This is a genomic window from Nonomuraea sp. NPDC049141, from assembly GCF_040648415.1.
Classification (GTDB): domain Bacteria; phylum Actinomycetota; class Actinomycetes; order Streptosporangiales; family Streptosporangiaceae; genus Nonomuraea.
The window spans coordinates 69195-83173 of record NZ_JBEZDR010000019.1 but is presented as its reverse complement, the minus strand read 5'-3'; the positions used below and the strand labels follow the sequence as shown (position 1 = coordinate 83173).

Genomic DNA, 13979 nt, shown 5'->3' with positions numbered 1-13979 from the left:
GTCAGAGGAAGCTCACGTTCTGGGCGAGGGTCAGCTGGTCGGAGTAGTTGACGGTGCTGGTCGTGCGCCGCATGTAGGCGCGCCAGGAGTCCGAGCCGGACTCGCGCCCGCCGCCGGTCTCCTTCTCACCGCCGAAGGCGCCGCCGATCTCCGCGCCGGAGGTGCCGATGTTGACGTTGACGATGCCGCAGTCGGAGCCGTCGGCGGCCTGGAAGCGCTCGGCCTCGCGCAGGTCCCGGGTGAAGATGCTGGAGGACAACCCCTGGGGGACGTCGTTGTTCAGGGCGATGGCCTCCTCCAGCGTCCGGTAGGTCTGCACGTACAGGATCGGCGCGAAGGTCTCCTGCCGGACGATGCCGCTCTGACCGTCGATCCGGACGATCGCGGGCTCGGCGTAGCGGGCGGCGGGGGCGGCGTCGGCCAGGCGGCGCCCGCCGCCGGCCAGGATGGTGCCGCCCTCGGACCGCGCGGCGCTCAGCGCCTGCCGCATCGCCTCGTGTGCCTGAGCGGAGATGAGCGGCCCGACCAGGGTGGAGTCGTCGAACGGGTCGCCGATGGGCAGCTTGCCGTAGGCGGTGGTGAGCCGGTCGATCAGGGCGTCGGCGATGTCGGTGTGCGCGATGAGCCGGCGCAGGGTGGTGCAGCGCTGCCCGGCGGTCCCGGCCGCGGCGAACACGATGGCGGGCGCGGCCAGGTCGAGATCGGCCGAGGCGGTGACCACGGCGGCGTTGTTGCCGCCCAGCTCCAGCAGCGAACGGCCGAAGCGGGCCGCGACCCGCGGGCCGACCTGGCTGCCCATTCGGACCGAACCGGTGGCGCTGACCAGCGCCACCCGCCGGTCGTCGGCCAGCCGCTCCCCGATGGCGCGCTCGCCGAGCAGCAGCCGGTGCACGTCGCGGGGGGCGCCGCTCTGCCCGCTCGCCGTGGCCAGCAGCCGGTCGCAGGCCAGCGAGGTCAGGGGGGTCAGCTCGGAGGGCTTCCAGACCACGGTGTCGCCGCAGACCAGGGCCACGGCGGTGTTCCACGCCCACACGGCCGCCGGGAAGTTGAACGCGGAGATCACGCCGACGACGCCCAGCGGGTGCCAGGTCTCCGACAGGCGGTGGCCCGGCCGTTCGGAGGCGATGGTGCGCCCGTAGAGCTGGCGCGACAGGCCGACCGCGAACTCGCAGATGTCGATCATCTCCTGGACCTCGCCGAGCGCCTCCGAGCGGATCTTGCCCGCTTCGATGGTGACCAGGTCGGCCAGGTCGTTCTTGTGCTCGCGCAGGAGTTCCCCGAGTCTGCGCACCACTTCGCCGCGGCGGGGGGCGGGCACGGTGCGCCAGGTCAGGAACGCCTCGTGCGCCGCCGCGATCGCCTCGTCGGCCTCGGCGGGGGTCGCGGCCTTGAGGCCGAACAGGTGCTCGCCGGTGATCGGCGTGCGGGCGTGGAGGTCGTCGCCCTGTTCGAGGGTGACGTCCAGGCGGGTCAGGATGTCGAGCGCGCGTCGCCGCAGGGCGTCGGTGCTGGGAAGGGTCATGAAGGGTTCTCCGTCTGGGCGGTCATCAGGTGATCTCGGGCAGGCCGAGCGCGTGGGCGGCGCCCCGCAGGGATCGCTGCTGCTGGGTCTCGTACAGGGCGAACGGGTCCAGCACCTCGCGTCCGATGGCGCCGGACAGCCAGTCGGCGTCGTAGCCGGCGGCGGTGTGGCTGTCGTCCTTGACGCCCTGCCCGCTGAGGTTGGACTGGAAGATCCCGGCCGCCGAGCGGGGCAGGAAGTCCTCGTACACGATGGGCTCGGCGCGTACCCAGCCGTGGTCGAGCAGGTCGGCCAGGCCGGTGGCGGGTGGCCGCCCGTCACGCACGCGGTCCGGCACCGGCTGATAGGTGAAGAACCCCAGAGCGCCGACCGCCAGATCCCGTTCGGTCGCGGGGAACTCCCGCTCCCAGATCGACCGTACGGCCTGGGCACGGCTGTGAGCGGGATCGCCGCCGTCCGCCCCGTGGCCTGCCCCGCCGTCTGTGCCGTGGTGGCCGGTGGGTTCGGTGTCGGCGCGCGCCTGCAGGTCGTCGTAGCGTTCCCGGCCGGCGCGGGTGAGCGCGATCCCGCGCGCCTCCACCTCGCCGAAGCGCACCCGCAGCGATCCCGTGGTGATGCCGCCGTCGGGCTGGCGCAGCGCGCGCGGCTCGGCCAGGGCGCGGAAGGAGGTCTGGCGCAGCAGCACGTCCGGCCCCGACCAGCGCGGCGGCCCCTGAATCGTGTCGATCATGGTGATGCCGCGCTCGGTCATCCGCCGGTACAGCTCGTCGATGTCGAGCACGCGCGGCGTCAGGTGGTTGATGTGGGTGCTGCGCACGCCGCCGATGTCGGCGGCGACGGCCGAGACCCGTTCCAGCCTCTCGTACCAGGCCCTGTCGATCGGCTCCTCGGCCAGCGCGAACGCGTGGACGGCCAGGGCGAGGAAGCGTTCGGCCTGCTCCTGCGGCAGTTCGCGCTCGCGTTCGGCCCGATCGGCGAGCTCCAGCAGCTCGGGCGGGAACAGTTGCCGCGCGGCCAGGAACCTCTCCAGCCGCTCGCGCAGGTCCGCGTCGAAGAAGCGGGGGTCGGCCGGGGTGAGCATGGAGGTGAAGACCCGGAAGGGGTTGCGGGCCAGCTCGTCGTCCGCGACGGGACGAAAGGCCGTCGAGACCACGGGCACGGCGCTGGAGGCGGCCTCACGCAGGTCGTAGAACCCGACCGGGCGCATGCCCAGCGCCCCGAAGATCCGCGCCACCTGCTGGAGCTCGGCCGGGGTGCCGACCCGGATGGCGCCGTGGCGTTCGGCGGTGACGCGGTCGATGGACCCCAGCCGCTCGGCGCCGGCTCCCGCCCGCTGGAGCACGCTGTCGTTGACCTCCCGGGAGACCTCCACCAGCGTCCGGTAGGCGGGCACCTCCTGCCCGTACATCTCCGACAGACGCCGCGCGAACGAGGCGCGCAGCCGCCCTTGAGAGACCATGACCATGCGTTATCTCCTCCAGGTCCCAGATGGCTCTGTCCACGATGGAGGCGATCCCGGGTGAATCCAAGCCCCAGGAGACCGATAGATTTCCGGCCAAAGCCCAAGCACTGCTTATGGTGCTCCACCGGCGGCTCGGAGGCGGCATGGTCAAGCCCCTGCTTCTGGTCACCTTGCGAGAGGTGTGCCGGACTGGATCGTTCGCGCTCGCGGCACGCGAGCTCGGCTACACGGCCTCGGCCGTCTCCCAGCAGATCGCGGCGCTGGAGAAGGACACCGGGCTGGTGCTGTTCGAGCGGGAGGCGCGCGGCGTGCGCGCCACCGCCGCGGCCCATCGCCTGGTGGAGCTGAGCCAGCGGGTGCTGGCCACGTTGGAGGACTTCGGCTACGAGGTGCGCGAACTGGCCACCGGCACCACCGGCCGGCTGCGGCTGGGCAGCTTCCCCACGGCCAGCGTGCGCCTGGTGCCGCCGACCCTGTCGGCGTTCACCCGCCGCTACCCCCGGGCGGAGATCCTGCTGGAGGAGGGCGAGCCCGAGGAGCTGGTCCCGCGGGTGATCGACGGCGCTCTGGACCTGGCGCTGGTCTATGAGTACGGGCTCACACCGCAGTCGTGGCCTGACGGGCTGGCCGCCCACCACCTGCTGCGTGAGGACCTGCTCCTGCTGCGCCCTCAAGATCATGGCCCGGGCGCGGAGCTGTCCGCGCTGGCGGGGGAACGCTGGATCACCAGCCGCGAGGGGACCGGAGGCGCCCTGTCACTGGCCCGGCTGTGCGCGGCGGCCGGATTCGTGCCCGTCGTCACCTTCCGCAGCAACAACTACGACGTGGTGCGGCATCTGGTGGCCGCCAGGCTGGGGGTGGCGGTCGTCCCCGCCCTCGGCCATGTGCCCGACGACCGCGTCGTGGCCACGCCGTTGAGGCTGCCCGCCGCGCACCGAACCGTCGTCGCGCTGCACCGGGAGGCCAACGGCAACCCCCTGCTCGCCGACGCGCTCGCCACCCTGCGGCAGGTCGTCCTGCCATGGAAGGAGGGTTGAGACTTTCCGGGTCTGCGCCCGGCAATTCTCCAGCAAACCCTCAACGTGCGTAGACGCTTGCGGAAAAGGCGGAAAGAGCGATACTCTCGCTTACTTGGCGTCAAAACCAAGAGGGGTTCACACGCCTCCCGTTAGGAGTATATCAGCGAATGGCTAATCGTCAAGATGCTCTCGCGGAAGCCCTTGACACCGAGCAGGGGACTGTTTCCATGCTCTACGGCAGACTCGACGCGGCGCGCGAGCGGGCGCGGGAGGTGCTGCGTGAGGTGTACGGCCGCGGCGGCGCGCTGGGCACCCGCCAGGCCATGGTCGAGCGTGAGGTGCGGGCCTCGGAGCAGGCGCGGCGGCTGACGCAGCTGGACGGGGTCGAGCGCGGGCTGTGCTTCGGCCGCATCGACGAGGCCGGCGGCCGAAGCACCTACATCGGCCGGATCGGGCTGCGTGATGACGAGCACGAGTCGGTCCTGATCGACTGGCGCGCTCCGGCGGCCCGTCCGTTCTACGTGGCCACGGCCAGCGATCCCGGCGGCCTGCTGCGCCGCCGGCACCTGCACACCAAGGACCGCCAGGTGGTGGGCCTGGATGACGAGGTGTTCGATCTGGAGCGGATGAGCGAGGGCGATCGGCGCACGCTGGTCGGTGAGGCGGCGCTGCTGGCGGCGCTGCGCCGGGGGCGTACGGGCCGGATGGGTGACGTGGTGGCCACCATCCAGACCGAGCAGGACCGGGTGATCCGCGCCGGGCTGCAGGGGGCGCTGGTGGTGCAGGGCGGCCCCGGCACCGGCAAGACGGTCGCGGCGCTGCACCGCGCCGCCTACCTCCTCTACACCCACCGCGCCACCCTGGAGCGGCGGGGTGTGCTGGTGGTGGGGCCCAATCCGATGTTCCTGCGCTACATCGGCCAGGTGCTGCCGGCGCTGGGCGAGACGCAGGTGGTGATGTCGACGGTGGGGGAGTTGTTCCCCGGCGTGCGGGCGGTGGCGGCCGACGGGCCGGCCGCGGCGGTGGTCAAGGGCGATCTGCGGATGGCCGAGGTGGTGGCGGCGGCGGTGCGCGAGCGGCAGCGGCTGCCCGCGGGCGATCTGGAGGTGTGGCTGGACGGCCGGCTGCTGCGGGTGCCGCGCGCGGTGTGCGTGGCGCTGCGTGAGCGGGCGCGGGCGGTGCGGTTGCCGCACAACATGGCGCGCAAGCTGTTCGTCACCGAGTTGCTGAAGGAGCTGGCGCTGGCCGAGGCGCGGGCGGTGGAGGAGGCGCTGAAGCTGGCCGAGATGGAGTTCGAGGATCCGGAGCTGGCCGAGCCGCTCGACCTTGAGCGCGATCTGGACGAGGTCGATCTCGCGCTGGCCTCGGCGCGGCTGTGGTCGGAGGATCCGGTACGCCAGGCGGTGGAGGAGTTGTGGCCGGAGCTGACGCCGCAGCGCCTGATCGGCGAGTTGCTGGCTTCGCCGGAGACGTTGTGGCAGGTGTCGCCTCCGGGCCTGGACTGGCGGGCGCTGGTGCGGCCGGAGGGTTCGCCGTGGACGGTCGGCGACGTACCGCTGCTGGATGAGGCGGCCGAACTGCTGGGCGAGGACGACTCGGCGAGCCGCTCGGCCGCCCGGGAGGCCGAGGGCGCATGGGAGGAGCAGGAGCGTTACGCCCAGGAGGTCCTGGAGACGACCGGCCTGCTCGAGGAGGGCATCTTCGACCGGGCCGACGTGCTGGCCGACCGGCACGCCGACGCCGGCGCGGACCTGAGCACCGCCGAGCGGGCCGCGGCCGACCGCCAGTGGGCCTACGGCCATGTGATCGTGGACGAGGCCCAGGAGCTGTCGGCGATGGCGTGGCGGACGGTCATGCGCAGGGTGCCGGCCCGCTCGCTGACGGTGGTGGGCGACATCGCCCAGACGGGTTCGGCGGCCGGGGCGCGCTCCTGGGGCGAGGTCCTCGATCCCTACCTGCGGGGCCGCTGGCGCGAAGAGCGGCTGCTGGTCAACTACCGGACCCCGGCGGAGATCATGCGGGTGGCGGCCGACGTCCTGCGCGCGGTCGACCCGGCCCAGAGCCTTCCGGAGTCGGTCAGGGACGGGGAGGCCGAGCCGCGCGCGGTCCGTACGGGCCTCAACGGCCTGCCCGCCCTGGTGGCCGAGGAGCTGCGGGAGATCGGCGAGGGCCGCCTGGCCCTGCTGACCCCGGACGCCCTTCAGGCGGAGACGGCGGCGCTGTTTCCCGGCTGCGACGATCTGGAGGCCCCGGTGGTGGTCCTGACGGTGACCCAGTGCAAGGGGCTGGAGTTCGACGCCGTCATCGTGGTGGACCCGCAGGCCATCCTGGCCCAGTCCCCGATGGGCGGCCAGGACCTGTATGTGGCCGTGACCAGGGCGACCCGCCGCCTGACGGTCACTCACGAGAACGGCCTGCCGGAGGTCCTGGCCCAGCTCGCCAAGAAATCTACTTTGTAAAGGCGCTCGGGCAGGTCAAAAACCCAAACGCATAATCGAATAAATCCTCATCTATCAAACGGCGGCACGCGAGCGGTCATGGGTAGAGCCGGTCGGCGACTTCGCGGATGCGGGTGGTCACCCGCAGGAGGGAGTGCAGGGTCTCGGTGTCGAGGTGGCGCATGATGTTGCGGTAGTGGTCCAGGCCGGCGTCGTTGATCTCGGCCATGAGCCTGGTGCCCGCGTCCGTCAGTTCCACGCGGCGCACGCGGCGGTCGTGCGGGTCTTCGCGCCGGCTCACCAGGCCGTGGCCGACCAGCCGGTCGACGATGCCGGTCACGGTGCCGAGCCCGACGCCGAGGCTCTGGGCGAGCTCCTGGCCGGAGGTGGAGCCGTTGAGGGACAGCACCATGACGACTTTGAGTTGGCGCATGGTGAGGTTGGAGGTGAACAGCGGCGATGGGCTCTGGGCGAAGGTCCGCCCGAGGTCGCGCTGGGTTTCGGTGATCCGGCGGATCAGGTCTTCGCGTTCGTCGTCCACACTCACCTCTCGCTTCCTGAGAATGTTATCAGGAACGCCAAGGCAGGCTAAATATTCGTAAAAGGCGAAGTGTTAGTCTGGAGCGAACTCTGAAGGGACCTCCATGACCGCGTTCGCCCGGTTGAGTCTTGCCAACCGCAGTTTAGTGATCTTGCTGGCACTCGTGCTCAGCGCGTTCGGCGCGTTCACGATTCCGCAGCTCAAGCAGCAGTTGTTGCCGTCACTGTCGTTCCCCGGCGCGTTCGTCATCGCGTCGTATCCCGGTGCTTCGCCGGAGATCGTGGAAGACCAGGTGACCAAGCCGCTGGAGGACTCCTTCCAGGGCATTCCCGGCATGGAGCAGATGACCTCGACGTCGAAGGAGGGCCTGACGCAGGTCCAGGTCGCCTTCGCGTTCGGCACCGACATCGAGGCGTCGATCAACAAGATGCAGCAGGCGGTCAGCCGGGTGCAGCCGCAGTTGCCCTCCGGTGTGGAGCCGCAGGTGGTCGCGGGTAACACCGACGACATCCCGGTGCTGGTGCTGGCCGTGGGCGACGGCGGCGACGAGCGGGCGATGGCCGACAAGCTGCGCCGCATCATGGTGCCGGAGCTGCAGGCCGTGGAGGGCGTGCGGGAGGCGACGGTCACGGGCACGCGTGACGAGGTCGTGACGATCAAGCCGGATCTGAAGAAGATGGCGCTGGCGGGTGTGTCGGCGGCGCAGATCCCGGAGGTGCTGAAGGCCAACGGGACGCCGATCCCGGCGGGCACCCTGAACGACGGCTCCTCGTCGCTGACGGTCCAGGTGGGCCAGCGGGTCGATTCGATCGAGAAGCTGAAGGACCTGTACCTGACCCCGGCCCAGCCGCAGACCGCTCAGGCTCAGCCGCAAGCCCAGCCGCAGGCGCAGCCGCAGCAGGGTCGTCCGGGCGGGCAGCCGCAGGGCGGCCCGGCGCAGACGGCCACGCTGGTCAAGCCGAAGCCGCTCAAGCCGGTCAAGCTGGGTGACGTCGCGGAGATCACCCGCGGTCTGGCCGATCCGACGACGATCACCCGTACCGACGGCAGGACCAGCCTGGGCGTGTCGGTGACGATGTCGCCCGACGGCAACGCGGTGTCGATCTCGAACGCGATCCGCGAGAAGCTGCCCGAGCTGGGCAGGGCGCTGGGCGACTCGTCGGAGACGGCCGTCGAGGTGGTCTTCGACCAGGCTCCCTACGTGCAGGAGTCGATCGAGAACCTGACCACCGAGGGTCTGCTGGGCCTGGTGTTCGCGGTGCTGGTCATCTTGGTGTTCCTGCTGTCAGTGCGCTCCACGCTGGTGACGGCGGTGTCGATCCCGCTGTCGGTGGTGATCGCGCTGATCGCGTTGTGGGCGGGCGACTATTCGCTGAACATGCTGACGCTCGGCGCGCTGACGATTGCGGTCGGCCGGGTGGTGGACGACTCGATCGTGGTGCTGGAGAACATCAAGCGCCATCTCGGGTACGGCGAGGCGAAGCTGTCGGCGATCTTGTCGGGGGTTCGCGAGGTGTCGGGGGCGGTGACGGCCTCGACGCTGACGACGGTGGCGGTGTTCGCGCCGATCGCGGTGGTCGGCGGCATGGTGGGTGAGTTGTTCGGTCCGTTCGCGGTCACGGTGGCGGTGGCGTTGCTGGCTTCGCTGGTGGTGTCGCTGACGGTGGTGCCGGTGCTGGCGTACTGGTTCTTGAAGGCGCCGGCGCTGACGCCGGAGCAGGCGCGGGCGCAGCGTGAGGAGGCCGAGGCCAAGGAGTTGCGCAGCCCGTTGCAGCGCGCCTATCTGCCGGTGTTGCGGTTCGCGACGCGGTTCAAGCTGGTGACGGTGCTGATCGGGCTGGCGGTGTTCGTCGGGACGCTGGGGCTGGCGGGCCAGTTGCAGACGAACTTCCTGGACTCCTCTGGCCAGAACACCATCTCGGTGTCGCAGAAGATGCCGGTGGGCACCGATCTGGCCACGACGGACGCGGCGGCCAAGAAGGTGGAAGGCGTCCTTTCCGGCCTGGACGGCGTGGAGACGTACCAGGTGAACGTGGGTGGCGGCAACGCGATGCGCGGTGGGGCGGGTGGTGGCGCGGATCGGGCGTCGTACTCGCTGACGTTGAAGGACGGCGTCGAGACGCCGGTGGTGGAGCAGGCACTGCGGGACAAACTGGCCGGTCTTTCGGGGATCGGCGAGGTGACGGTCGGCGGTTCCGGCGGCGGCGGGTTCTCCTCCGACTCCATCGACGTGATCGTGCAGGCGGCCGACGCCGAGACGCTGCGGACGGCCGCGGACGCGGTCAAGACGGCGATGGGCCAGGTGCCGGGGCTGCGTGATGTGGCCTCGAACCTGGAGGCCAGCGCGCCGCGCGTCGAGGTGCGGGTGGACAAGGAGAAGGCGGCGGCCAAGGGGTTGTCGGAGGCGCAGATCGGTCAGTCGGTGGCGCAGGCCTTCCGCGGCGCGCCGCTGGGTCAGGTCACGCTGGATGGGCGGGCCAGTGATCTGGTGCTGCGGGTGGGTGATGCGCCGGAGGACGTCAAGGCGATCGAGGGTCTGAAGCTGGCGACGGCGTCGGGTCTGGTGAAGCTGTCGTCGGTGGCCGATGTGGAGCGGGTGGCCGGGCCGACGCAGGTGACGCGGATCGACGGTGAGCGTTCGGCGACGGTGTCGGCCAAGGCGACGGGCTCGGATCTGGGCAGTGTGACGCAGGCGCTGACGACGAAGCTGGACGGGGTGACACTGTCGGCGGGTGCCTCGTATGAGATCGGTGGCGCGTCGGCGGATCAGCAGGAGGCGTTCGCGGATCTGGGGATGGCGATGCTGGCGGCGATCGCGATCGTGTTCATGATCATGGTGGCGACGTTCCGGAGTTTCGTGCAGCCGCTGATCTTGCTGGTGTCGATTCCGTTCGCGGCGACGGGCGCGGTGGGGTTGCTGGTGGCGACGGACACGGCGATGGGCGTGCCGGCGTTGATCGGCATGCTGATGCTGATCGGGATCGTGGTGACGAACGCGATCGTGCTGATCGACCTGATCAACCAGTATCGCGCTCAGGGGATGGGGATCGTGGAGGCGGTGATCGAGGGCGGCCGGCGCAGGTTGCGGCCGATCCTGATGACCGCGGTGGCCACGATCTGCGCGTTGACGCCGATGGCGCTGGGTGTGACGGGGTCGGGCGGGTTCATCTCCCAGCCGCTGGCGATCGTGGTCATCGGTGGTCTGGTGACCTCGACGCTGCTGACGCTGGTGCTGGTGCCGACGTTGTACACGGTGGTGGAGCGGACGAAGGAGCGGCTGCGCCGTAAGCCGGCCGAGCCGAAGCCGGAGCCGAAGGTGCTGGCCCCGACCTCGTAGATTCAAGGGGGGTGCTCCGCCCGTGCGGCCTGGTGCCGTGCGGGCGGAGCTGTGTGAATAGACTTGTGCGACGTGACTTCCAAGCCGCGTATCCCTGACGTCCTGGCCGCCCGTTATGCCTCCGCGGAGCTGGCCCGGTTGTGGTCTCCCGAGTACAAGGTGGTCGCCGAGCGGCGGCTGTGGCTGGCGGTGTTGCGGGCGCAGGCGGAGCTGGGGGTCGCGGTTCCCGAGGATGCCCTGGCCGACTACGACAAGGTGGTCGAGCAGGTCGATCTGGCCTCGATCGCGGCGCGTGAGCGGGTGACGCGGCACGATGTGAAGGCGCGCATCGAGGAGTTCAACGCGCTGGCCGGGCACGAGCAGGTGCACAAGGGCATGACCTCGCGCGATCTGACGGAGAACGTCGAGCAGTTGCAGGTGCGTGACAGCCTGCTGCTGGTGCGGGATCGGGTGGTGGCGTTGCTGGCCCGGCTGGCGACGCTGGCCGAGGAGCATGAGGCGACGGTGATGGCGGGCCGTTCGCACAATGTGGCGGCGCAGGCCACGACGCTGGGCAAGCGGTTCGCGTCGGCGGCAGATGAGCTGCTGGTGGCTTTTCGCCGCCTGGAGGAGCTGATCGCCCGTTATCCGCTGCGCGGCATCAAGGGGCCGGTGGGCACGGCTCAGGACATGCTGGATCTGCTGGACGGTGATCGCGGGAAGCTGGCGGAGCTGGAGGGGCGGGTGGCCGCGCATCTGGGGTTCGAGCGGCGTTTCACCAGTGTGGGGCAGGTCTATCCGCGGTCGCTGGATTTCGAGGTGGTGACGGCTCTGGTGCAGCTGGCGGCGGCGCCGTCGTCGCTGGCCAAGACGATCCGGTTGATGGCCGGGCATGAGCTGGTGACCGAGGGGTTCAAGGAGGGGCAGGTCGGTTCGTCGGCGATGCCGCACAAGATGAACACCCGCTCGTGTGAGCGGGTGAACGGTCTGACGGTGGTGTTGCGGGGTTACGCCTCGATGGTGGGCGAGCTGGCGGGCGATCAGTGGAACGAGGGTGATGTGTCGTGTTCGGTGGTGCGCCGGGTGGCGTTGCCGGATGCGTTCTTCGCTTTCGACGGGCTGGTGGAGACGATGTTGACGGTCCTGGATGAGTTCGGGGCGTTCCCGGCGGTCATCTCGGCGGAGCTGGATCGGTATCTGCCGTTCCTGGCGACGACGAAGATGCTGATGGCGGCGGTACGCGCGGGGGTGGGCCGTGAGCAGGCGCACGAGCTGATCAAGGAGCACGCGGTGGCGGCGGCGCTGGCGATGCGTTCGCGGGGCGCGGCCAACGAGCTGCTGGAGCGGCTGGCGGCCGATGAGCGGTTCCCGGTGGACCGGGCGGGCCTGCAGGCGCTGCTGGGTGATCGGGTGTCGTTCACCGGGGCGGCGGCCGACCAGGTGGAGGCGGTGTCGCAGGCGGTGGGCGAGGTCGTGGCGGCCTATCCGGAGGCGGCGGCTTATCGGCCGGGCTCAATTCTGTGATCGTTGAGCTTACGCGGCTGGATCAGGTGCGGTCGGCGTGCGGGGACGACGATCTGCTGAGGTGGGCCCGTCGTATCGGCCGTTCGGTGATGTGGAGCTGATGGCGGATGTCGCGCCGTCGGTCGGGTTCTTGGCGGAGGTCGCGACTGCTGCCCGGTTCCGCGGGCGGGGGCTGGCGGAGCGGCTGTGCCGGTGGGTGTCGGGTGAGCTGGTGGCGGCGCGGGGCAGGGCGGCGCTGATGGTGGATGACGGCAACCTGGCGGCGATCAGGGTGTATGAGCGGATCGGGTATCGCCGTCGAGCGGTCATGGCGTCGCGGGCGGTGTAGAGCGGCCGGCTCCGGGTGAGGGGTGGGAACGTAGATGGTGACCGTGCGCACGTCGCGGTGGGGTGGCGGCGCGGCCGGTGAGCGTGACCCTGGAGTGCCGGTGACCTGGGGCGGCGGGTGGGTCTTCCCGTGCTTGCCGTACAGGATGGATGGGGTTGTGTTTTTAAGAAGGAGCGGCGCGGCGGAGTAGCTCGGTGAGCAGGGGGCGCAGGGCGGTGGGAATGTTGGGTTCGGTGAGTTCGGTGGTCTGGTCGCCGGTGGGGTGGTGGACGGTGAGCCGGTAGCGGGGTTGGGCCGAGGTGGCGGGGGTGGCGGCGGGCTCGGCGGCGCTGAGGGCGGCCAGGAGGGTTCGCAGGTCGTCGTCCAGGTCGGTGTCGAGGGTGGCGTGGCGGCGCAGGCCGGTGAAGCCGCCGCTGGTTTCGAGCGTCACGCGCATGTCGTCCCTTCCGGCGGATGGTTCCTCTTTCACGGTACGCGGGTGGACTCCGCACGGGTCTGTGGCGGGTATCGTCGCGGAACCCTCGCGGGATGCCGCGCCGTCAGGCCCGTGCGGAGAGTTCGCGGGGTTACCAGAATCCCTGCTGGCGGGCGGCGCCGCGGACGGTTTGGGGGGACTGGCGGGGGACGAGGTTGTTGCGGGCCAGGATGCGGGCCTGGGCGACGGCGACGGTGGCGGCGTCGCTGAACTTGGCGTTAGGCCACAGGTTCTGCAGGGTCTGGTACATGATCAGGGTGGCGGCGTCGAGGCCGATGTCCTGGCTGATGAGGTAGAACCAGCGGTTGGTGATGCCGGACATGATGTGGGGGTCGGCGGGTTCGAAGTAGCCGGACATGTCGCGGGGTTGCGGGTCGCGGCCCATGAGGGGGTTGTCGAAGGCGGTGCCGGGTTCGGCCATGTTGCGCAGTGCTTCGCCGTAGAGGTCGTCGGCCATGATCTCGTCGCCGATGAGCCAGTTGTGGCTGTGGGCGTCGTGGTTGCCGGCGTGGGCGTCGATGGCGGTGCCGAGCATGTCGCTGAAGGATTCGTTGAGGGCGCCGCTCTGGTCGTTGGTGTAGTTGAGGTTGGCGCTGAACTGGGTGACGCCGTGGGTGAGTTCGTGGGCGCAGACGTCGACGCTGGCGGTCAGGTCCTTGAAGACCAGGCCGCTGCCGTTGCCGAAGACCATGCGCAGGCCGGCGTCGTCCCAGAAGGCGTTGTCGAAGCCGACGCCGAAGTTGACGTTGGCGACGAGGTTGAGTCCGGCGTTGTCGATGGAGTCGCGGCCGAGTTTGTCCTGGTAGTAGGTGCGGACGAGGCCGAGGTAGTCGTAGGCGTCGTTGGCGTTCTGGGCGGTGACGGCGGGGTCTCCTTCGCCGCGGATGAAGGTGACGTCGAAGGTCCACTGGTTGAGGTCGTCGTAGATGAGGCGGCCGGCGGTGCCGGGTTTGGGGATGGTGAGTCCGGGCGGGAGGGTTTCGGGTTCGGCGGTGAGGCGCTGCTGCTGGCCCAGGGGCAGGGCGTCGGGGCTGCGCCGTCCGCGGCGGAACTGGGCGGAGACGACCGCTGAGCGCTGGGCCGAGGCGGGTTCGGCGCTCTGTTGTGCCTGGACTTTGGCGATGTGGTCGAGGACGTGGGGCGGGACGAAGCTGCAGCGATATGCCATGGCGCAACCCTTGTGCCGGGGGTGGTTGTGACGTTTCCACGTAAGCGGGGGCCGGTTGGGGTGCGCATCGGTGGTGGTCTCAGGGCTATCCCTAGGGCCGCCTTGGGGGGTGGCTGGAAAATCGGATGAGGTTCGCCAGGTGGTCAGGCAGAGTTGACGGTGTGATGTCCGATTTTGTGCCTGGTA

Annotated in this window: 10 protein-coding genes; 5 read left to right on the top strand and 5 right to left on the bottom strand. The window is 70.2% G+C overall.

The annotated features are described in order from the left end of the window. Position 1: 1 nt before the first annotated feature. Both AB0B91_RS44145 and AB0B91_RS44140 read right to left on the bottom strand, forming a co-directional pair. Entirely contained in the window at positions 2-1522 is a 1521-nt protein-coding gene (locus AB0B91_RS44145) for an aldehyde dehydrogenase family protein (protein WP_358333833.1), read from the bottom strand. Between the two features lie 25 nt (positions 1523-1547). Further along, a complete protein-coding gene (locus AB0B91_RS44140) occupies positions 1548-2987 on the bottom strand; it encodes a DUF1338 family protein (RefSeq protein ID WP_358333830.1) in 1440 nt (479 codons plus the stop codon). Between the two features lie 140 nt (positions 2988-3127). Between AB0B91_RS44140 and AB0B91_RS44135 the strand changes: the two genes are divergently transcribed. Together AB0B91_RS44135 and AB0B91_RS44130 are read left to right on the top strand one after the other, a co-directional pair. Beyond that, entirely contained in the window at positions 3128-4021 is an 894-nt protein-coding gene (locus AB0B91_RS44135; RefSeq protein ID WP_358333827.1) for a LysR substrate-binding domain-containing protein, read from the top strand. Positions 4022-4230: 209 nt separating this feature from the next. Continuing rightward, positions 4231-6462 carry an ATP-binding domain-containing protein gene (locus tag AB0B91_RS44130; protein WP_358333824.1) on the top strand — a complete coding sequence of 744 codons (2232 nt, stop codon included), beginning with the start codon at positions 4231-4233 and terminating at the stop codon, positions 6460-6462. Between the two features lie 76 nt (positions 6463-6538). Here the strand turns inward: AB0B91_RS44130 and AB0B91_RS44125 are convergent, their stop codons facing one another. Further along, positions 6539-6988, bottom strand: a complete 450-nt coding sequence (locus tag AB0B91_RS44125) for a MarR family transcriptional regulator (RefSeq protein ID WP_358333821.1) — start codon at positions 6986-6988, stop codon at positions 6539-6541. Positions 6989-7085: 97 nt separating this feature from the next. Here AB0B91_RS44125 and AB0B91_RS44120 point away from each other — a divergent pair, with 97 nt between their 5' ends. The 3 genes from AB0B91_RS44120 (at position 7086) to AB0B91_RS44110 (ending at position 12150) form a co-directional block, all read left to right on the top strand. Continuing rightward, positions 7086-10319 (top strand): efflux RND transporter permease subunit, encoded by a 3234-nt coding sequence (locus tag AB0B91_RS44120; protein WP_358333818.1) that lies wholly within the window; start codon positions 7086-7088, stop codon positions 10317-10319. Between the two features lie 72 nt (positions 10320-10391). Beyond that, positions 10392-11822, top strand: a complete 1431-nt coding sequence (gene purB / locus AB0B91_RS44115; RefSeq protein ID WP_358333815.1) for an adenylosuccinate lyase — start codon at positions 10392-10394, stop codon at positions 11820-11822. Positions 11823-11922: 100 nt separating this feature from the next. Further along, positions 11923-12150, top strand: a complete 228-nt coding sequence (locus tag AB0B91_RS44110) for a GNAT family N-acetyltransferase (protein ID WP_358333813.1) — start codon at positions 11923-11925, stop codon at positions 12148-12150. A gap of 163 nt (positions 12151-12313) precedes the next feature. Here the strand turns inward: AB0B91_RS44110 and AB0B91_RS44105 are convergent, their stop codons facing one another. Further along, entirely contained in the window at positions 12314-12580 is a 267-nt protein-coding gene (locus AB0B91_RS44105) for a protealysin inhibitor emfourin (protein WP_358333810.1), read from the bottom strand. A 136-nt stretch (positions 12581-12716) separates the two neighbouring features. Then, positions 12717-13793: a M4 family metallopeptidase gene (locus AB0B91_RS44100; protein WP_358333807.1), complete on the bottom strand. Its 1077-nt coding sequence runs from the start codon at positions 13791-13793 to the stop codon at positions 12717-12719. Positions 13794-13979 lie beyond the last annotated feature (186 nt).

What these genes read in the sequence shown, in the direction of transcription:
- AB0B91_RS44120 (WP_358333818.1), top strand. Translation starts at nt 7,086, where the DNA reads ATGACCGCGTTCGCCCGGTTGAGTCTTGCCAACCGCAGTTTAGTGATC.
- AB0B91_RS44130 (WP_358333824.1), top strand. Translation starts at nt 4,231, where the DNA reads ATGCTCTACGGCAGACTCGACGCGGCGCGCGAGCGGGCGCGGGAGGTG.
- AB0B91_RS44100 (WP_358333807.1), bottom strand. Translation starts at nt 13,793, where the DNA reads ATGGCATATCGCTGCAGCTTCGTCCCGCCCCACGTCCTCGACCACATC.
- AB0B91_RS44145 (WP_358333833.1), bottom strand. Translation starts at nt 1,522, where the DNA reads ATGACCCTTCCCAGCACCGACGCCCTGCGGCGACGCGCGCTCGACATC.
- AB0B91_RS44140 (WP_358333830.1), bottom strand. Translation starts at nt 2,987, where the DNA reads ATGGTCATGGTCTCTCAAGGGCGGCTGCGCGCCTCGTTCGCGCGGCGT.
- AB0B91_RS44135 (WP_358333827.1), top strand. Translation starts at nt 3,128, where the DNA reads ATGGTCAAGCCCCTGCTTCTGGTCACCTTGCGAGAGGTGTGCCGGACT.
- AB0B91_RS44110 (WP_358333813.1), top strand. Translation starts at nt 11,923, where the DNA reads ATGGCGGATGTCGCGCCGTCGGTCGGGTTCTTGGCGGAGGTCGCGACT.